Below are 20,221 nucleotides of genomic sequence, written 5' to 3' on the forward strand. Positions count from 1 at the left end.
TTGGTCGAATCGTCATCGCGCTCTAGCTCTTTGTTTGAGCATGATCTCTTCGGAAAACCGCTTCACACTTTTCCGGATCATGCTCTAGCGCCGCACCGCGTTCGAACCCACCATCAGCTGCGCGAATTGCTGGGCGCCGCCGGCCGAAAGGTCCGTGGTGATCGGGCGGGAGTGGTCGAGCCCGACCACGGCGCCGCGCGGGGTTTCCGAGATCATGTTGTTGTTGATCAGCGCCGTGCCCGCGCCCGGCACCACCGAGACGCCGATGCCGACAAAGGCCTTGCGGATCACGTTTCCGGTGATGGCGACGTCGCGCAGATATTTGCCCCAGCCGGCCACGATGCCGAAGGTCGGCGCGTTCTCGATCACATTGCCGGTCACCGCCGTGTCGGCCTCGACATAGATGCCGATGCCGGCGCCGTCGTTGGGATCGGTGCCGACGGGGCGCTTCGGCAGCAGATTGCGGATCACGTTGCCCTGGACCACCGCAATGCGGCCGCCCTCGTTGAAGTTGCACACGGAGACGCCGAGCGCGGCGCCGTCGACGGTGTTGTTGGCGATGACGGCGGCCTCGAACGAGAACTCCGAATAGAGCGCGACTTCGCGGACATTGCTGACGCTGTTGTCGGTGATGTGGATGTTGGACGCCGAATTGCCGCGCACCGCCGAGAAGTCGCAGTTTCTGATCCGGTTGCCGCGCACGATCACGTTGCCGGCGCGGAACGCGTTGATGGCGTTGCCGTACTGTCCGGAGCCGCCGGGGCCGGCCTTGATGTCCTCGATGCGGTTGTCGGCGACGATCGAGCCGTCGTCGCCGATCGCACTGCGCAGGATCTCGATGCCGTTGTCGTTGGTGCCCTTGATGGTGTTGCGCGCGACCATCAGGCCGACCGCGTCGAACGACACCAGTGCCGTGGTCGCGATGTCGGTGAAGATGTTGTTGCTGACGTCGCCCGACATCTGCTCGAACCAGATGCCGTTGCCGCCACTGCCGATGAACTGGCAATCGGTGATGCGGATGTCGCGGCCGGACAGGCAATGCACGAGGCCGCGCCGGTCCGGGAGCGGAATTCTGCCGCCGTCGAAGGTGAGGCCCATCAGGACGATGCCGCCGGCGCCTTCGCCCAACAGCATCGATGCGCCGCCGTTGAACACGAGCCGGCTGGCGCCGCGCACGCCGATCAGCTGGCTGCCGGGCGCGAGGCGCAAGAGGCCGGTGCGATAGACGCCTGGTGGGAACGCCAGCGGCACCTCTGCGCGCGCCGCCTCATCGATCGCGCGCTGCAAATTGCGGGTCTGGTCGTCGGGGCTGCCGGGACGGACGCCGTATTGAGTGACATCGCGGCCGAGCGATGCGGTCGATGCGGCGGCGTGTGCAGCATCCGGCGACATGGCAAGCGCGCCGGCGACGCCGGCGGCAGAGGCTCCGATGAGATGGCGGCGGTTGACGTCCATGATCCATGACCCTCGCTGAAGCCGCGAGCGTGACGCTGGCTTCCGCTAGGTAGCGCGAAACGCGGCGGGACATGGTGAACATGCCGACGCAGCAGGGTGATTGTTGGCGGTAGGGTTAACCCCGGGTGCAACCGCGGTGTGCTGGAGCGACGATTCATCGCTCCGCATATGAGATCCCGTAGGATGGGCAGAAAGCGTAGCGAAACCCATCACTTCACCGCGCGGATGCCATTGATGGGTATCGCTGCGCTCCACCCATCCTACGACCGCGTGTTGGAGTCCCTCATACAATGTGCCAGTCATTGGGGACCACGCCGGCACTGGCGACGATGTGCGCGCCGCCGATCTGGCCATTGTCCCAGATCGACACCGCCGAATTGTCGTTGCGCCAGACGATGTCGCTCTGCCCATTGCTGTCATAGTCACCGATGTCGGCAAAATGCCAGCCATTGGAGATGGTGCCGGCCGGAGCGATGATGTGCGCACCTGAGGTCTGGCCGTTGTCCCAGATCGATGCCTTGCCGTTGTCGTTGACCAGGAGGATGTCGCTCTTACCGTTGGCATCGAAGTCGCCGGTGCCGACAACATGCCAGCCACCGACGATGGTGCCGGCAGGAGCGATGCTGTGCGCGGTGCCGATCTGGCCGTTATCCCAGACCGTTGCCCTTCCGTCGTCGTTGAACAGAAGAACGTCGCTCCTGCCGTTGCCATCGAAATCTCCGGTAGCGCCGAAATGCCAGCCGCCCGAGATGCTGCCGACGGGAGCGACGATGTGCCCGCCGCTGAGCTGGCCGTTATCCCAGATCGATACCATGCCGTCGCCGTTGACCCACAGAATGTCGCTCTTGCCGTTGCCGTCGAAATCGCCGGTGCCGGCAAATTTCCAGTCAGCGGTGATGGTGCCGGCAGGAGCGATGATGTGCGCACCGCCGATCTGGCCGTTGTCCCAGATCGACACCTTGCCGTTGTCGTTGACCAGCAGCATGTCGCTCTTGCCGTTGCCGTCGAAGTCGCCGGAGCCGACGACGTGCCAGCCGCCGGAGATGGTGCCGGCGGGAGCGATGATGTGCGCGCCGCCGATCTGGCCGTTGTCCCAGATCGATGCCCGGCCGTCATTGTTGACCCAGTTTATGTCGTCACGGAAATTGCCGTCGAAATCGCTGCGCGTCACCGGAGCGAAGATGAAATCGTCCGCAACGAGATGGGCCTTGGTCACGCCCTGAAGCGTGAGCGTGTCGCCGCCGCCGAAGTCGAAGACGGTACTCGAGCCGATCTGGCTCGCAAATGCGAGCGCGTCAGTGAGACTATGAAGGCCACCGAATCCGATCAGGCTGATCCTGTCGAAGACGCCGGCGCCTTCCACGAAATCCGTTACGACATCGGCCCCGCTGCCAGGGGCGTAAACAAACGTATCGCCGCCATTGCCGCCTGTGAGCGTGTCGGCACCGGCTCCGCCGATCAGCACGTCGTTGCCAGTATCGAAATCCGTCCCGCCGGTGCCGAAGGCGTTGGCGTAAAGGTCCACTCCGTCGTCACCGACGAGAATATCGTTGCCTGCGCCGCCGGCCAGATAGTCATCGCCATCCTGGCCGATAAGCCGGTTGTCATTACTATCGCCGGTGATCCAGTCGTTGAACTCGCTGCCGAGCACGCCTTCGATGTTGATGATTGTGTCGGCGGTGCCGAAACCGTCGGTTGCGGTCTGCGTCGCGAGATTGACCGTGACGCCGGCCGGTGCGCCTTGATAGACCACGCGATCGAGAAGGCCACCGCCGCCATTGATCGTGTCGTTGCCGGCATCGCCGTAGAACTGCTCCGCCTGCGCGCCGTTGCTGCCGATCAGGGTGTCGGCGAAGCGCGAGCCGAGCACGCCGTTCACGCCGGTCAGCGTGTCGATGCCGACACCGGCCGCATCGCCGCCGGCGGTCGACTGCCCGATGCCGGTCTGCAGATTGACCGTCACGGCGGCGAACGCATCGCTGTATTGCGCCCAGGTATGGCCGTTGCCCGAAATGGTGTCGTTACCACCGCCGCCTTCGAAGAAGTTCTCGTTGCCGTACGGTCCATCAAATCCGGCATTTGCCGTGAAGCTGTCGGCGAGGTCGGAGCCTCTGACCCGTTCGATATCGATCAACGTATCGGTACCTGCAGCGGTGCCGCCGGGCTTGTCGCTGACGGTTGATACCGTGTCGAGCACGACGACCACGCCGGTATTCACCTTGCCGGCAACAACAGGATAATCGTAGCGGGCCAGATTGAAGTCGAAATTGTTGATCGCCTCCGTCGAGCCGGTGAGGGTGTCGTTGCCGCCGAGCCCGATGAACTGGAAGAAGCCGCGGGCGCCGGCGGCGGTGATGTTGTCGGCGAGCTGCGAGCCGCGGACCGCATTCACGGCATTGAAATCGTTCGGACCGACCACGCCGGCGAATGAGTCGACACCGATGCCTGCCGCATCGCCGGCGGCGGTGGAAAATGCAGTTCCCGCCAGAAGATCGACGGTCACGCCGCTCGCCGCAAAGCCGTAGGCGACCCGGGTCGAGCTGTTGCCGGTGATGACATCGTTGCCGCCGAGCCCCTCGAACTCGGTAAAGCCTCTGTTTTCACCGACGAAGCTCGTGGTGGCGGTGAAGCTGTCAGCGAAGTTGGTGCCCCTGATGTTTTCGACGCTGATGAGGGTGTCAGTGCCAACCGATGAATTTCCGGTCACGCTCGACGTCGCCGACAGCACGACGGTGATGCCGGCGGTTGCGTTCGCATAGTCGGAGGTGTCGTATCCGGCACCGCCGTCGATGACGTCGTCGCCGCCGCCACCACCCATGAAGTCGTTGCCCTTGCCGCCTGTCAGCACGTTGGCGACGCCGTTGCCGAACAGGAAATCGTTGAAGTCGGAACCGGTCAGATTCTGGACATTGCTGTAGGTATCTCCTGCAGCATCTCCGGTGTTGGTTGCGGGGTTGCCGAGATCGGCGCGGACTGCGGCCGTCGCGTTGTCGTACGACACCGTGTTCGTGCCACCGCCGCCGGTGAAGGCGTCGGCCCCAGGGCCGCCGACGAAGAAATCATTGCCTGCGAAGCCGGTGAACGTATCGGCATTCTCGAAGACGAAACGGAACACGAGCCTGTTGCCGTCATGAATCGAATTGATCAGGTCGGGAAGATAGGTCGTGAGGCCCGTCACGGTTTCATAGATGGTTGCGCCGTCGCTGCCGGTACGGTCGATTTCCGAAATGAAGCCTCCGGTCGGCGTGGTTCCGGAATATGTGAAGCCCGTACCGATGAGCCGCGTCTGAGTTCCATCCGAATTGGCCAGAACCATCAAGTTGCTGGCCAAGGCGACAGGGGAACTCGTATTGATCCCGACGTTGTACCAGGCGATTGCGGATGGAACGGTTGATGCGGTGTGTGTATAGGCAGCCATTTTTTCCTTCCAAATTCACTGATTGCAAATTAACGGATCGCAAGTCGGCGCCTTCGCTGAAGACCGTCAACGAGGTCGCAGCGCTCGAAAGCGCGTAGAGGTCGGCTTAGTAGGCTTGGGCAGCCCCGGCATTAGGCGGCCTCCGCCGATCGTCTTCATTGACGTATGTGAATCATGGTGCGGCAATTCCGGCGGATGTCGTCACGTCGCGCCATCCCAAAGAGGTAGCCCGCCAGAGTGGTGAGCCATCTGCTGTTCGGCGATGTCGCGCACGACGTGCGCCTGGCATGTCGGTCGAAACGACAAATTTTGCGGCCGGGTCGAAAGCATTTTTTCCGGGACATTGCCCGGTGATTTCGGCAAAGATTGTTTCTCGCAAAAGCGTCGAGCCTGCCGTGGACCATAACCCTCACGACGACCGGAAAATCGCAGACGAACGTCGCAGCCTGCTGGGGCTTGCGGTGATGGCCCTCATCGTCGGTGCAACCACCGGTTGCGTCGGGGCGATCTTCAGGATCTTGCTTTCGCATGCCGATCGTCTGCGCGATGCGATGATCGCGTGGGCCCATGGCCATGCAGTCTGGGGGTTCTTGATCGTCGTCGGGGCGTGCGCTGTCGCAACCATGGTGGCCGCGTGGATGGTGCGACAATTCGCGCCACACGCTTCGGGCAGCGGCATTCCGCATGTCGAAGCTGTCTTGCACGAAGAGATTCCGCCGGCTCCGTTTGTTCTGGTGCCCGTAAAATTCCTCGGCGGGCTGCTGGCGATCGGGTCGGGCCTGGCGCTGGGCCGGGAAGGTCCGACCGTTCAGATGGGTGCCGGTATCGCGGTTTTCGCTGCGCGCGTCTGCCGGCTCTGCCGGGCGGACTCCCGGGTGCTGTTGGCGGCCGGCGCCGGCGCCGGCCTTGCAACGGCCTTCAATGCGCCGATCGCTGGACTGGTGTTCGTGCTGGAGGAACTGGTGCACCGGATTGAACAGCGTGTTGCAATCGCCGCGCTTGCCGCGCTGACGACGGCGATCCCGGTTGCAAGGCTGCTGCACGGCGACGCGCCCGACTTCCAGATCCTGCCGTTGAGCTATCCCAGCTTTGAATCCGCCCCGCTGTTCCTTGCTCTCGGAGGCATCGCGGGCGTGCTGGCGGTCGCGTACAATCGCGCGCTGCTGTCGACCATTGCGGTTCGCGACCGGTTTGGACAGCTATCGGTCGAACTCCGCGCCGGATTGATCGGCGCATGCGTCGGCATAGCGGCCTGGTTCGTGCCCGAACTGGTCGGCGGCGGAGATCAGATCACGCAGCGCGCGCTGATCGCCGACGAAGGCATGGCGATCCTGGGGCTTGCATTCCTGTTCCGGTTCGGGCTCGGCGCTCTCTCTTACGCGGCCGGCACTCCCGGCGGACTGTTTGCACCCTTGCTCGTGCTGGGAGCCCAGTCCGGGCTGCTGTTCGGAGAGGCTTGTCGGCTCGCATTCCCGGCGCTCGCACTCCAGCCGCAAGCATTTGCATTGGTGGGCATGGCCGCTTTCTTCACCGGCGTGGTGCGGGCGCCGGTGACCGGCATCATACTCGTCGCCGAAATGACCGGCAACGTGACGATGCTGCTGCCGATGCTGGGCGCCTGCTTCATGGCGATGCTGCTACCCATGCTGCTCGGCAACGAACCGATCTACGAGTCCCTGCGCGAGCACACATTGCGCCTGGAGCGGCAAATCAGACAGCGATGAAATCGCCGGGACACCGTCCAACCCGCTACATGCGCGCGGCCTGCCGGGTCAGTTTCACCAGCTCCAGCAGCATCGCCTCGCCGGCGTCGACGAGGTCTTCGAGCGTGATCGCCGACATGCCGCGCGCCGCGGTTCCGTCATGCGCGAGCGGCGGAACGTGGACAAATTGCGCGAGCCGCAAATCATTGTCGCGGCTCGCGGCCTCGATCGCGCGCCAGCTCAGATAGTTGCAGAGATAGCTGCCAGCATCGCGCGACAGGCGGGCGTCGATACCGGTCGCCAGCGCGGCGCGCAGCAGCTTCTCGGAGTGCGGTCCGAACATCCGTGCATCGGCGCCATCAAGGATCGATCCCTTGCGCGCGTGCTGGCGGCCGGCATCGGGAAAGCGCGTGGTCACAGCGTTACGGGCGCGGGTCTCGATGCGCAGATGCGCGGTGCGGCCGGCGAGGCCGAACATCAGCAGCGCCTGCGGGCGATGCTGCGTGATCAGCTCCGGCAATTCGCGATCGACGGTCGCATAGGTGACGTGGAAGATGTGGCTGCTCAGCGCGACGTCATCGAACGCCGGGCGGCGCAGCGCCGTCAGCCGCTTGACCAGCGGCATCGTCGGGTTGACCGGCGCGCCCGGGAACGGGCCGAAACCGGTGACGAGGATGCGCAGCGTTCCGCTCAATTCAGCATCTCCGCGATCTGCTCTGCGGCGACGGCCGGCGAGATACGGCCGGCGGCCACTTCGGTCTCCATCTTCTTCACCCTGGCGCGGATCGCGGCGTCAGTGCGCAGCCGCGCCATCATCCGGCTCTCCAGCATCGACCACATCCATTTCACCTGCTGCTCGCGGCGGCGGCCGGCGAACTCGCCGGAGGCGTTCATCGCGGTGCGGTGGTCGAGGATCTTCTGCCAGAGCTTGTCCAGCCCCGCGCCGGTCAGCGCCGAATAGGTCTCGACCGGCGGATGCCAGTGCTCGGAGCGCGGCGCGAGGATATGCAGCGCGCTGCGATAGTCGGCGGCCGCGAGGTTGGCGCGCTTGACGTTGTCGCCGTCGGCCTTGTTGATCGCGATCATGTCGGCGAGCTCGACCAGGCCCTTCTTGATGCCCTGCAACTCGTCGCCGGCGCCGGGCAGCATCAGGGCGAGGAAGAAATCGGTCATGTCGCAGACCGCGGTCTCGGACTGGCCGATGCCGACAGTCTCGACCAGCACCACGTCGAAGCCGGCGGCCTCGCACAGCAGCATCGCCTCGCGGGTCTTCGCTGCGACGCCGCCGAGCGTGCCCGAGGAGGGCGACGGACGGATGAAGGCGTCGTCGGACACCGCGAGACGCGCCATCCGCGTCTTGTCGCCGAGGATCGAGCCGCCGGTGCGCGCCGAGGAGGGATCGACCGCCAGCACCGCGACCTTGTGGCCGCGCCCGATCAGGAACATGCCGAGCGCATCGATGGTGGTCGACTTGCCGACGCCGGGCGAGCCGGTGATGCCGACCCGCACCGCCTTGCCGGTGTCGGGCAGCAGTGTCTGCACCAGTTCGCGCGCCGCCGCCTGATGATCGCTTCGCCGGCTCTCGACCAGCGTGATCGCCCGGGCCAGCGCCGCGCGATGGCCGGCGCGCAGCTCACGGGCAAGGGCATGGATGTCGGGAGAGGCAGGCTTCGCGGCGTTCATGGCCTTGGTTTACAACGGCTGCCGGTGGCAGGGGAGGGCTGCGTCGGCGTCATTCCGTACGATCGATCCTATGTCGATGGGGCGATCACTCCGCTGCCTCGCTGTGGCCGAGCCGGGCGTTGAGCTTGCGGATCAGCTCCTCCGCGGCGTCGGAGATCACGGTGCCGGGCGGGAAGATCGCTTCGGCGCCGGCGGCATAGAGCGCATCGTAATCCTGCGGCGGCACCACGCCGCCGATGATGATCATGATGTCCTCGCGGCCGTGCTTCTTCAGCGCGGCCTTCAGCTCGGGCACGGCGGTGAGGTGGGCGGCGGCCAGCGAGGAGACGCCGAGGATATGGACGTCGTTCTCGACCGCCTGGCGGGCGGCTTCGTCGGCGGTCGCGAACAGCGGCCCGATATCGACGTCGAAGCCGACGTCGGCAAAGGCCGATGCGATCACCTTCTGACCGCGGTCATGGCCGTCCTGGCCGATCTTGGCGACCAGGATGCGCGGACGGCGGCCCTCGGCCTCCTCGAAGGCGTCGATCAGCGCCTGAACCTTCTCGACCTTGTTGGACATGGCCGCTGCCTCTCGCTTGTAGACGCCGGTGATGGATTTGATCTCGGCGCGGTGGCGGCCGAACACCTTCTCCATCGCGTCCGAAATCTCGCCGACGGTGGCTTTTGCGCGCGCGGCGTCGATCGCCAGCGCCAGCAGATTGCCGTTGCCTTCGCCGGCGCTGCGGGTCAGCGCCGCCAAGGCCGCGTCGACGTCCTTCTGGTTGCGCTCCTTCTTCAGCCGCGCCAGCTTGTCGATCTGCAGCCGCCGCACGGTGGAGTTCTCGACCTTCAGCACGTCGATCGGCCTCTCGTTCTCCGGCTTGTACTTGTTGACGCCGATCACCGCCTGGCGACCGGCATCGATGCGTGCTTGTGTTTTCGCGGAAGCCTCCTCGATGCGCAGCTTCGGCACGCCGGCCTCGATCGCCTTGGCCATGCCGCCGAGCGCCTCGACCTCCTGGATGTGGCCCCAGGCCTTTTCGGCGAGATCGCGGGTCAGCCGCTCGACATAATAGGAGCCGCCCCAGGGATCGATGATGCGGTTGGTCCCGCTTTCCTGCTGGATGAACAGCTGGGTGTTGCGGGCGATCCGCGCCGAGAAGTCGGTCGGCAGTGCCAGGGCCTCGTCGAGCGCGTTGGTGTGCAGCGACTGGGTGTGGCCTTGCGTTGCTGCCATCGCCTCGATGGTGGTGCGCATCACGTTGTTGAAGACGTCCTGCGCGGTCAGCGACCAGCCCGAGGTCTGGCAATGCGTGCGCAGCGACAGCGAGCGCGGATCCTTCGGGTTGAACTGCTTGAGCAGCTTGGCCCACAGCAGCCGCGCGGCGCGCATCTTGGCGACTTCCATGAAGAAGTTCATGCCGATCGCCCAGAAGAACGACAGCCGCGGCGCGAAGCGGTCGACATCGAGGCCGGCGGCAAGCCCGGCGCGCAGATATTCGACGCCGTCGGCCAGCGTATAAGCGAGCTCGAGGTCCTGCGTCGCGCCGGCCTCCTGCATGTGATAGCCGGAGATCGAGATCGAATTATACTTCGGCATCTTCTGCGACGTGTAGGCGAAGATGTCGGAGATGATCCGCATCGAGGGGCTAGGTGGATAGATGTAGGTGTTGCGCACCATGAACTCTTTCAGAATGTCGTTCTGAATGGTGCCCGACAGCTTTTCCGGCGGTACGCCCTGTTCCTCTGCGGCCGCGACGAACAGCGCGAGGATCGGCAGCACCGCGCCGTTCATGGTCATCGATACGCTCATCTGGTCAAGCGGGATGCCGGCGAACAGCGTGCGCATGTCGTAGATGGAATCGATCGCGACGCCTGCCATGCCGACGTCGCCGAGGACGCGCGGATGATCCGAGTCATAGCCGCGGTGGGTGGCGAGGTCGAACGCGACCGACAGGCCCTTCTGTCCGGCCGCGAGGTTGCGGCGGTAGAACGCGTTGGAATCTTCCGCCGTGGAGAAGCCGGCATACTGCCGGATGGTCCAGGGCTGGTTGACATACATGGTCGGGTAGGGGCCGCGCAGATAGGGCGCGATGCCCGGCCAGGTTTCCAGGAAGTCGATGCCGTCGAGATCGGCCTCGCTGTAGATCGATTTGACCGGAATGCCCTCAGGCGTCAGCCACGGCTCGGCGCTCGCAGCCTGCGCTGCGCCGGCGACCGGCTGGAAAGCGACATCGGCGAAATTGGGAATGCGGGTCATGGTGTCCATCGTATCATGGCGGTCGTGTTGCAACGTCAATCAATCATGGTCGGGATGCTGGTGGCTGACGATGGTCGCCATCTTCTCCGGTCCATAGTTCTGCATCGTGGTCTGGCTCGGCAGATTGGCGATCCCGACCACCCAGCCGTGGCGGGACTCGGTTCCGAATTGCTGCGTCGGGATCACGCGGTCAGGCCGGTCGAAGGCACCCGTCATGATCTCGATCCGGGGACCGTCGATCCGGCGGAAGCTGAGCGGCGTGCCGCAGGCGGCGCAGAAGTCGCGTTCGGCGATCGAGGAGGATTTGAACGCCGCCGGCTTGCCGCGGGTCCAGCTGAAATCCTCCTTGTCGATGTCGGCGAAGGAGGCGAACGGCGCGCCCGAGGCCTTCTGGCACATCCGGCAGTGGCAGATGCTGATCCGGGTCGGCGCCGCCGACACCGCGAAGCGGACCGCGCCGCATTGGCAGCCGCCGGTCAAAACGGGTTTTGCGGGTGCTTCAGCCGTCATGCCTGCTCCATCCGTCGATAGGCGTCGCGCAACGCCGCCAGCGCATCGCCGCCGGCGAACACGAACTCACCGATGCCGGCCGCCCGCAGCGCCGCTTCCTGGTCGCCGGACCGCCCTGCCAGATAGATATGCCTCGCGCCCGCCGCTTGAAGGGCCTTCGCGGCGTCAACTGCGCGGTCGGCATACACCTTGTCCGAGGAACAAATGCACGCCATCACGGCGCCGGAAGCCTTGAAGGCCGCGGCCAGCGCCGCCGCGTCGGCAAAGCCCTCGGTGTCGATGGCCTCGATCCCGCCGGTCTCGAAGAAGCTCTTTGCGAAGGTGGCGCGGGCGGTGAAGTCCGCGGGCGTGCCGAGATTGGCGAGGAAGATTTTCGGCCGCGCGCCGCGCGCCTTCAGCGCGGTGTCTGATCTGTCGCGTAGCGCCTCGAACGGCGCCGCAAGCCGTATCGGCGCAAGCGCGTCGAACTTCACTTTGGCGCCGGCCTGCGGCGCCGTCGCCGTCGGCTTGACGCTTAGCACCGCGATGTCGGCCTCGTGCAGGTTCGGGAACTCGCTTGCGCCGGTCAGCACGTCGCGGCGCTTTGCCACATTGGTCTCACGCTGCGCGCTGGTCGCGGCGACCTTGCTCTGGATCAGGCCTTGCTCGAGCGCAGCGAAGACGCCGCCGGCCTTCTCGATCTCCTGGAACAGTGCCCACGCGGCCTCACACAGCTGCGAGGTCAGCGTCTCGATGCCGCCGGAGCCGGCCGCCGGATCGGAGACCTTGGCGAGGTTGGATTCTTCCAGCAGCACCAGTTGCGTGTTACGCGCTACGCGCCGCGCGAAATCGTCGGGCAGGCCGAGTGCCAGCGTGTGCGGCAGCACCGTGATCGCATTGGCGCCGCCGAGGCCGGCCGCAAAGGTCGCCATCGTGGCGCGCAGCAGGTTCACGTTGGGATCGCGCTGGGTCAGCATGCGCCAGGCGGTCTGCGCATTGACGAAAATCGGTTTCGGCGCGAGGCCGCAGGCCTGCTCGACCCGCGCCCATAGCAGCCGCAGCGCGCGGAATTTCGCCATGGTCAGGAATTGGTCGGCGTCGGCGCTGAGCCGGAACGAGATCGCAGCCCGCGCCGCATCGAGATCGAGGCCGGCGCCTTCCAGCATGCGCAGATATGCAACCGCGACCACCAGCGTGAAGGCGAGCTCCTGCACCTCCGATCCCCCGGCATCATGCACCGGCCGGCCGTCGGCGAGTGCGAACGGCCCCTTGAAGCCGCGCTTGATCAGCCCGTTGACCACCCGGCCGAACGGCTTTTCATACTCGGCCCAAGATGCCGTCGCTGCGCCGCGCACGGCCATGGTGCTGAGCGCCTGGTAGTTGAAATGCAGGTCGAGCTTGGCCGGATCGAGCTTCCGCGCCTCGACCATGTCGGCAAAGGTCTCGCCGGCGTTCTCGCGCCCGAGCACCGGGTTGAGCGCGATCATGATGCCGGCATCGAGATGGACGCCGCCGCAGGCGCGCGCCAGCGTCTTCTTGCTGGCATCGGCGAGGCCGAAGCCGCGGGCGCCGGGGCCGCCGGCGAATTCGAATTCGAGGCCGGTGGCGCCGTTCTCGAGATCGTGCAGTGCCTGCGCGTTGGCCTCGGCCGCGTCGGGATGGTCGACCCGCTGCAGGATCTGCCAGGGCGCGGCGGCAGCGCGGCCGGCGATCGGCGCATTGTTGGTGGCGCGGCGATAGATCGGATCGATCTTCAGCCCGTCGTAGGTCTTGCCGGTCAGCTTGTCGAACGGCGCGCCCTTCAGCACGCCGTCGACCAGCTTGCGCCAGTCGTCATAAGTCGCAGCCGGGAAATCCGCAGCCAGAGGCAAATCGTCAGTCGTGGTCGTCATCCGCCCAGTATATCCTTCACTGGCCCCGCAGAGGGCCGCCTGATTTGGCCGGAAATTGCCATGGGCGCGCCGCCAAGCCAAACGGTTGTTTGAGGCGGTTTGGCCTCAATCGAGGTCCGGCAGACGGAAAATACCGTCGGCCGAGACCCCGGCCAGCGCGTCGGCGACACGGCGGCCGGCAATGACGCGATCGGGAACGATTTCCGCCAGCGGCACCAGCACGAAGGCGCGCTCGAACAGGCGCGGGTGGGGCAGGGTCAGTTCCGGCTTGCTCAGCGTCACGTCGTCATAGGCGATCAGGTCGAGGTCGAGGGTGCGCGGACCCCAGCGCTGCTCGTCGGCCCGGTCGCGGCCGAACTTCGTTTCGATCTTGTGCAGCGTGAACAGCAGCGCATGCGGATCGAGGCTGGTCTCGATCTCGATGCAGGCATTGATGAAGTCGTCCTGCTGTTGCTCGCCCCAGGGCGGGGTCGAATAGTCCGACGAGCGCGCCAGCAGCGCCGCCTGCGTCATGCCGCAGATATTGGCAATCGCCTTGCGGAACGTCGCGCGGACGTCGCCGACATTGCCGCCGAGCGCGATCAGGACGTCAGCCATGGTGCGGTGGATGCCGTGAGCGCGTCAGCACCACGCCGACATCCTCGAAGATCGCGGCAATCGGTGCATGCGGCTTGTGGACCGTGACCTTGACGGCCCGGATGCGCGGGAAGGCGGCGAGGATCGCGTCGGCCACCGCGCCGGCAGCGCGTTCCAGCAACTTGTAGTTCGTGTTCTTGAACGCCGACGTCGCGGTCGCCACCACGTTTGAATAGGACACCGTGTCGGACAGGCGGTCGGTATGCGAGGACTCCGAGAGATCGGTATAGAGCTCGAGGTCGATGACGAAGCGCTGCCCGACCTCGGTCTCGTGTTCCATCACGCCATGGCGGGCATGGATGACGATCCCTTTGATGAAGATCGTGTCGGTCATTGCTGTCCCTTGATTGCTGATGCCACCCGCAGCGCCTGAACGGTTTCCGCGACGTCGTGCGCGCGGATGATGCGCGCGCCGTTCTGCACGGCGATCAGATGCGCGGCGATCGAGCCGCCGATCCGCTGTTGCGGCTCCGAGGCCACGATGGTGCTGATGAAGCGCTTGCGCGAGGCGCCGACCAGCACCGGCAGCCCGAAGGCGCTGAGCTCGGCAAGCCGCGCCAGTGCCGTCATGCTCTGCGGCGGCGTCTTGCCGAAGCCGATGCCGGGATCGAGCAAGATCCGGTCGGAGCAGATGCCGGCCTTCGCGGCGATCTCGAGCGAGCGGGTGAAGAAGGCCGCGATGTCCTGCATGATGTCGATCGCCGGATCGGCACGGTCGCGATTATGCATGATGATCACGGGCACGCCGCGGGCAGCGACGGCTGCAGCCATGCCGGCATCGCGCTGCAGGCCCCAGACGTCGTTGGCGATCGCAGCGCCCTGGTCGAGCGCCCAGGCCACGACCTCCGATTTCATGCTGTCGATCGAGACCGGCACGCCGAGTGCGACGACGCCGGCCAGCACGGGCTTCAGCCGCGCGAGCTCGTCGTCGGCCGTCACCGGCTGCGAGCCGTAGGGGCGGGTCGATTCCGCGCCGATGTCGATGATGTCGGCGCCGTCGGCGACCAGCTTGCGGGCCTGCGCCAGCGCCTGCTCGGGCGCGATGAACTGTCCGCCGTCGGAGAACGAGTCCGGCGTCACGTTCAATATACCCATCACTGCCGGATATGGCTTCGCCAGCAAAGCCGGCAGCACCGCGCGTCCGGCCGGGCCGGCGGCCACTGACGCTATGGGCTTGGTTGCCATCATGCGGTGGCTTTGCGCTGACCGCGGCGGCAAGTCAAGGTGGGGTGGGCGGATGGCGCTGGAGGCGCGCGATCACCCTAATGGGTGATCAATAGGTGATCTTGGGTGCCAGCTTGCGTGCCTGCTCGATCAGCAGCTCGACCGATTTCTCGGACGGCAGCACGCGGACGAGCTTTCGCTTGACGTTGGCGTCCTTCATGCTCTGCGCCAGCCGCGACGGGTTGCGGTGTGCAAGCTCGCGCACCGTGGTGACGCCGGCGGCGCGGATCAGGCCGACCTTGGCCTTGCCCATGCCGGGGATCCGCATGTAGTCGGAGATGTTGGCCCATTCGAGCAGTTGCTGTTCGCTGATCCCGGTCTTGTCTGCGAGCGCCTTGCGTCCCTTGACGGTGCGGGCAGCTTCAAGCAGCGCTTCAGTCGTGCGGATACCCTGTGATTTCAGTTTCGTAGCGCAATAGGCGGACAGGCCTTCGATCTGGGAGAGGGGATATGTCATGATACTCGTATGCAGGTAGAAAGAGAGCGTCGACGCGAGTGGCGTTGGAGGGTGCTTCAGGCGAACTGGCTGAGGCCCGGTGTCCCCGAAATGATCTCGCCCATCTGATCCGCTCCGATTTTGTCGCGGCCGAACTTGAAAAGTTCACGCGCGACGCTCTGAATTTCGGTCATGTTCAAACCAAGCGCCATCAGCCGGGTGCCGACACCCATCAGCCCGCCACCCATCAATCGCGACAGACCACCGCTATTGTTGGAAGCGGCGATCGCCGCTTCAGCGCCGGGGATCTGGTTGATCAGAGCATTGACTTGGTCGGCAGGTCCCTCGTTACGGAGGAAACCCAGAACGATGCCGATGGTTTTTTCAGCGACAGCACCATCGATGCCGGCCTTGGCGGCCAGCCGTCCAACCAATTCATCCATAATTGCCCCGCCTCAACCGGTTTTTGCCGGATCGTTCTTGAGGATTCATCTTGAGCGCCTGTGCCGCGAAATTCAAGCGATCCGCGTCAGGCAGCTCGTTTTTCTTTTCCGATCGCGTGCCGGTGTTGCAGCGATGCAAGAGTGAGCGGTGCATACACGCCATCTTGTCGCAATGCGCAATGGCTTTCTTCACGCGTCAGGAAAAAGTGTTGGTAGGGAATAAAGTATAAGGAACTCATAAGGCAACGCTGTATGCGGGCATCGGCCGATGGTTTCAATCGACCGACCTGCAAGATACATTATGATGGCACAGGTTCGTTCGTCGAACCCGGTTCGAGATCGAACCGATCTAATCTGCGCGAAGAGGCGAAAGCGATGGCGACCTCCGACAACAAGCTGGCCGATACCGACGAGAAGATCTTCATCGGCAAGGGTGAGGAGACAGCGTGGCTGACGCTTGCGCTCGCCAACCGGCACGGCCTTGTGACCGGCGCGACAGGAACCGGCAAGACAGTCACGCTCCAGGTGATGGCTGAAGGATTTGCGCGCGCCGGCGTGCCGGTCTTCGCGGCCGACATCAAGGGCGATCTCTCCGGTATCTCGGAAGTCGGAGAGGCCAAGGACTTCATCGTCAAGCGCGCAAAGGAGATGGGGCTGACCTTTCAGCCCGATCAGTTCTCGACCGTGTTCTGGGACGTGTTCGGCGAGCAGGGCCATCCGGTGCGCGCCACCGTCACCGAAATGGGTCCGCTGTTGCTGTCGCGGATGCTCGATCTGAACGACGTGCAGGAAGGCGTGCTCAACGTCGCCTTCCGCGTCGCCGACGAAAACGGTCTGACGCTGATCGATATGAAGGATCTCCGCGCGCTGCTCGACGCGATCGCGCCCAGCGGAGGCAAGAAGGCCGCCGACGATGAGGAGGATCCGCTGGCGCCGATCCGCAAGGCGGCGCAGAGCTACGGCAACGTTTCCAAGGCGACGGTCGGCACTATCCAGCGGCAGCTGCTGGTGCTGGAGAACCAGGGCGGCACCAAGTTCTTCGGCGAACCGGCGCTGACGCTGAAGGATTTCATGAAGACTGACCGCGACGGCCGCGGCATGGTCAACATCCTCGTCGCCGACAAATTGATGCAGAGCCCGCGGCTCTACGCCACGTTCCTGCTCTGGATGCTGTCGGAATTGTTCGAGGAGCTGCCGGAGGCCGGCGACCTGCCGAAGCCGAAGTTGGTGTTCTTCTTCGACGAGGCGCATCTGTTGTTCAACGATGCGCCGAAGGCGCTGATGGACAAGATCGAGCAGGTGGTGCGGCTGATCCGCTCCAAGGGCGTCGGCGTTTATTTCGTGACGCAGAACCCGGTCGACGTGCCGGACAAGGTGCTGGCGCAGCTCGGCAACCGTGTGCAGCACGCGCTGCGCGCCTTCACCCCGCGCGACCAGAAGGCCGTCGCCGCGGCGGCGCAGACCTTCCGCCCCAACCCGAAGCTCGATACCGCGCGCGTCATCATGGAGCTGGCCAAGGGCGAGGCGCTGGTCTCGTTCCTGGAGGGCGGCGGCACGCCGTCGATGGTCGAGCGCGTCCTGGTGCGGCCGCCGTCGGCGCGGATCGGACCGATCACGCCGGAGGAGCGCAAGGCGATCATGGACGCGAGCCCGGTGAAGGGCAAATACGACACCGCGGTCGACGAGGAGTCGGCCTACGAGATCATCCAGAAGCGGCTCGCCGGCACGGCCGCGCCCGCAGACGGCGCGGGCGGCGGCGACGGCGGCGGCATCCTCGGCCAGATCGGCTCGATCGCCGCGACGATCTTCGGCACCAACGTCAAGCGCGGCCGGCTGTCGACCGGACAGGTGATCGCGCGCAACGTCACCCGCTCGGTGACCGACAAGGTGATCGGCGGCGTGGTCGCCGATCTCGGCAAGTCGGTCGGCGGTTCGATCGGCGGCTCGATCGGCCGCTCGCTGGTGCGCGGCGCGCTCGGCGGCTTGCTGCGCAGGTAGGATTTTCGCAACTCAACGCTCACCAACAGGATATCCGCGATGTCCAACGCCAAACTGCAGTCGGTCCTCGACCGCATCGATGCCGACTTTGACAACAGTCTCGATCGGCTGTTCACACTTCTGAGGATCAAATCGATCTCGGCTGATCCGGCCTTTGCCAATGATTGCAAGGCGGCCGCCGATCATCTCGCCAAGGACATCGCGACCCTCGGCTTCAAGACCGAGGTGCGGCCGACCGCGGGCCATCCGGCCGTGCTCGGCAAGCTGAACGGCTCGACCGACGGACGCCCGCATGTGCTGTTCTACGGCCATTATGACGTTCAGCCGGTCGATCCGCTCAACCTTTGGCATCGTCCGCCGTTCGAGCCCGTGGTGACCGACCACGCCGACGGCCGCAAGATCATCGTCGCGCGCGGCGCCGAGGACGACAAGGGCCAGCTGATGACCTTCGTCGAGGCCTGCCGCGCCTGGAAGACGGTGACGGGGTCGCTGCCGATCGACATCACCATCATCATCGAGGGCGAGGAGGAGATCGGCTCGAAGAATTTCGTGCCGTTCCTGGAGGCGACCAAGGGCGAGCTGAAGGCCGACTTCGCGCTGGTGTGCGACACCGGCATGTGGGACCCGAACACGCCGGCGATCACGACCTCGCTGCGCGGCCTGGTCTATGACGAGGTCAAGATCAAGGCGGCCAACCGCGACCTGCATTCCGGCGTGTTCGGCGGCGGCGCGCAGAATCCGATCCGGGTGCTGACGCGCATCCTCGGCGGCCTGCATGACGAGAACGGCCACATCACCATCCCCGGCTTCTACGACGGCGTGAAGGATCTGCCGCCGGACATCCTGGCGCAGTGGAAGAGCCTCAATCTGACGGCGGACAGCTTCCTCAAGCCGATCGGCCTGTCGGTGCCGGCCGGCGAGAAGGACCGTCTCTTGATCGAGCAGGTGTCGTCGCGTCCGACCTGCGACATCAACGGTATCGTCGGCGGCTATACCGGCGAGGGCTCGAAGACGGTGATCCCCGCCGAGGCCTCGGCCAAGGTCTCGTTCCGCTTGGTCGAAGGGCAGGACCCAGCCAGGATACGCAAGGCGTTCCGCGACTATGTGACGGCGCGCGTGCCGGCCGATTGCAAGGCCGAGTTCATCGACCATTCCGGCGCGCCGGCGATCGCACTCGACTGGAACATGAAGCCGCTGGCGGCGGCGCGGCGCGCGCTGACGGACGAGTGGGGCAAGGAGGCGCTACTGGTCGGCTCCGGCGCATCGATCCCGATCGTCGCCGACTTCAAGCGCACGCTCGGCCTCGACAGCGTGCTGATCGGCTTCGGGCTCGACGACGACAACATCCATTCCCCGAACGAGAAGTACGACTTGAAGAGCTTCCACAAGGGCATCCGCTCCTGGGCGCGGATCCTGGCGGCGTTCGCGGAGGCGAAATAGGGCGGTCGAAGAGCGGTCTTGTAGCCCGGATGGAGCGCAGCGAAATCCGGGACCACTCTCTCCTTAGATGGACCTGCCCCGGATTGCGCTGCGCTCCATCCGGGCTACGGATGAGATACCAAACGTAAAAACGCCGCCCGGAATTGGGCGGCGTTTTGATTCGGTAGTGCAGAGGGTGTTGGCGACAATCTAGCTCAAGATTGTGAAATTTCAATCTCGGTAGCCGGGGTTGACGCGGTCGAGCTTGCGCAGCAGCGGCGGCCAGACCAGCTGGGTCGAGCGCAGCTCGGCGCGGTCGGGGTTGGACAGCAGCTCGGTGTTCTTGTCGATCGCGTGCGGATCGACCGGATAGGCGATCGGTCCGAGCGCGCGGGTCGCGACCTGCATCGAGCAGGCCCGCTCCAGATGATACATCCGCTCGAAGGCCGAGGCGACCGAGCGGCCGACCGTCAGCGTGCCGTGATTGCGCAGCAGCATGTGGTGCTTGCTGCCGAGATCGTGCTGCAGCCGCGGGCGCTCGTCGTGATCGAGCGCGATGCCCTCATAGTCGTGATAGGCGAGGTCGTGGGTGACGAGCTGCGCGGTCTGGTTCAGCGGCAGCAGCCCTTCCGGGCTCGTCGACACCGCGGTGCCGTCGACCGTGTGCAGATGGAGCACGCAGCCGGCGTCCTCACGCACCTCGTGGATCGCCGAATGGATGGTGAAGCCGGCCGGGTTGATGCTGTAGTCGCTCTTGGAGAGCTGGTTGCCGTCGAGATCGACCTTGACCAGGCTCGAGGCGGTGATCTCGTCGAACATCAGCCCGTAGGGATTGATCAGGAAGTGATGGTCCGGTCCGGGCACCCGCGCCGAGATGTGGGTGTCGACCAGATCGTCCCAGCCGTAGAGCGCAACCAAGCGGTAGCAGGCAGCGAGGTTGATCCGCTGCTCCCACTCCGCGGCGCTGATATCCGACGGGATTTCCTTCAGGCGCGCTTCCGCTGGTGACATGGCTGTTTGCTCCGTTTGTGTGATTGGTCGGAGCCTAGCGCTGCGATCGACGGGCAGCAAGGCAGCGCATCGGCGCGACAGTCATGCTGGCGTATAAAGGCTGGCCCACGATCTGGACGGATCATGCTCCGACACGGAAAAAGTGGGCAACGATTTGCTTCGAGGTTGCCGT

Annotated in this window: 16 protein-coding genes; 3 read left to right on the top strand and 13 right to left on the bottom strand. The window is 65.1% G+C overall.

Annotated features, from left to right (window positions below):
• Positions 1–84: 84 nt before the first annotated feature.
• Positions 85–1,455, bottom strand: coding sequence for a TIGR03808 family TAT-translocated repetitive protein (locus tag JQ633_RS18140; RefSeq protein ID WP_211986415.1), 1,371 nt, complete (start codon positions 1,453–1,455; stop codon positions 85–87).
• 283 nt (positions 1,456–1,738) lie between these two features.
• Positions 1,739–4,873, bottom strand: coding sequence for a beta strand repeat-containing protein (locus JQ633_RS18145; RefSeq protein WP_211986416.1), 3,135 nt, complete (start codon positions 4,871–4,873; stop codon positions 1,739–1,741).
• 287 nt (positions 4,874–5,160) lie between these two features.
• Between JQ633_RS18145 and clcA the strand changes: the two genes are divergently transcribed.
• Complete coding sequence (clcA, locus tag JQ633_RS18150) at positions 5,161–6,597, top strand: H(+)/Cl(-) exchange transporter ClcA (RefSeq protein WP_211986417.1); 1,437 nt, start codon at positions 5,161–5,163, stop codon at positions 6,595–6,597.
• A gap of 25 nt (positions 6,598–6,622) precedes the next feature.
• On the opposite strand, the gene JQ633_RS18155 is transcribed toward clcA, so the two are convergent.
• The 10 genes from JQ633_RS18155 to JQ633_RS18200 all read right to left on the bottom strand — a co-directional run bounded on the left by JQ633_RS18155 (position 6,623) and on the right by JQ633_RS18200 (position 15,621).
• Positions 6,623–7,270, bottom strand: coding sequence for a pyroglutamyl-peptidase I (locus tag JQ633_RS18155; RefSeq protein ID WP_211986418.1), 648 nt, complete (start codon positions 7,268–7,270; stop codon positions 6,623–6,625).
• On the bottom strand, positions 7,267–8,259 hold the full coding sequence (gene meaB / locus JQ633_RS18160) for a methylmalonyl Co-A mutase-associated GTPase MeaB (RefSeq protein ID WP_211986419.1): 993 nt from the start codon (positions 8,257–8,259) through the stop codon (positions 7,267–7,269). Before meaB ends, JQ633_RS18155 begins: the two co-directional genes overlap by 4 nt.
• 85 nt (positions 8,260–8,344) lie before the next feature.
• Positions 8,345–10,501 carry a methylmalonyl-CoA mutase gene (gene scpA, locus JQ633_RS18165; protein ID WP_211986420.1) on the bottom strand — a complete coding sequence of 719 codons (2,157 nt, stop codon included), beginning with the start codon at positions 10,499–10,501 and terminating at the stop codon, positions 8,345–8,347.
• 39 nt (positions 10,502–10,540) lie between these two features.
• The gene (locus JQ633_RS18170) at positions 10,541–11,011 is read right to left on the bottom strand and encodes a GFA family protein (RefSeq protein WP_211986421.1); all 471 of its coding nucleotides are present in this window, start codon (positions 11,009–11,011) and stop codon (positions 10,541–10,543) included.
• Positions 11,008–12,882, bottom strand: a complete 1,875-nt coding sequence (locus JQ633_RS18175) for a methylmalonyl-CoA mutase subunit beta (RefSeq protein ID WP_211986422.1) — start codon at positions 12,880–12,882, stop codon at positions 11,008–11,010. The genes JQ633_RS18170 and JQ633_RS18175 overlap by 4 nt, the downstream gene beginning before the upstream one ends.
• Positions 12,883–12,987: 105 nt before the next feature.
• Entirely contained in the window at positions 12,988–13,479 is a 492-nt protein-coding gene (gene folK, locus JQ633_RS18180; RefSeq protein ID WP_211986423.1) for a 2-amino-4-hydroxy-6-hydroxymethyldihydropteridine diphosphokinase, read from the bottom strand.
• On the bottom strand, positions 13,472–13,852 hold the full coding sequence (gene folB, locus JQ633_RS18185; protein ID WP_211986424.1) for a dihydroneopterin aldolase: 381 nt from the start codon (positions 13,850–13,852) through the stop codon (positions 13,472–13,474). The genes folK and folB overlap by 8 nt, the downstream gene beginning before the upstream one ends.
• Positions 13,849–14,706, bottom strand: a complete 858-nt coding sequence (folP, locus tag JQ633_RS18190; protein WP_211986425.1) for a dihydropteroate synthase — start codon at positions 14,704–14,706, stop codon at positions 13,849–13,851. Before folP ends, folB begins: the two co-directional genes overlap by 4 nt.
• An 85-nt stretch (positions 14,707–14,791) precedes the next feature.
• Positions 14,792–15,199, bottom strand: a complete 408-nt coding sequence (locus JQ633_RS18195; protein ID WP_211986426.1) for a DUF4332 domain-containing protein — start codon at positions 15,197–15,199, stop codon at positions 14,792–14,794.
• 56 nt (positions 15,200–15,255) lie between these two features.
• Positions 15,256–15,621 (bottom strand): DUF2267 domain-containing protein, encoded by a 366-nt coding sequence (locus JQ633_RS18200; RefSeq protein ID WP_211986427.1) that lies wholly within the window; start codon positions 15,619–15,621, stop codon positions 15,256–15,258.
• A gap of 375 nt (positions 15,622–15,996) precedes the next feature.
• Between JQ633_RS18200 and JQ633_RS18205 the strand changes: the two genes are divergently transcribed.
• Both JQ633_RS18205 and JQ633_RS18210 read left to right on the top strand, forming a co-directional pair.
• A complete protein-coding gene (locus JQ633_RS18205) occupies positions 15,997–17,619 on the top strand; it encodes a helicase HerA-like domain-containing protein (RefSeq protein ID WP_211986428.1) in 1,623 nt (540 codons plus the stop codon).
• A 39-nt stretch (positions 17,620–17,658) separates the two neighbouring features.
• A complete protein-coding gene (locus tag JQ633_RS18210; protein ID WP_211986429.1) occupies positions 17,659–19,059 on the top strand; it encodes a M20/M25/M40 family metallo-hydrolase in 1,401 nt (466 codons plus the stop codon).
• A gap of 210 nt (positions 19,060–19,269) precedes the next feature.
• Here the strand turns inward: JQ633_RS18210 and JQ633_RS18215 are convergent, their stop codons facing one another.
• Positions 19,270–20,049, bottom strand: a complete 780-nt coding sequence (locus JQ633_RS18215) for a class II aldolase/adducin family protein (protein WP_211986430.1) — start codon at positions 20,047–20,049, stop codon at positions 19,270–19,272.
• Between the last annotated feature and the right edge of the window lie 172 nt (positions 20,050–20,221).

This window comes from Bradyrhizobium tropiciagri (assembly GCF_018130505.1).
GTDB classification, from domain to species: Bacteria; Pseudomonadota; Alphaproteobacteria; order Rhizobiales; family Xanthobacteraceae; genus Bradyrhizobium; species Bradyrhizobium tropiciagri_B.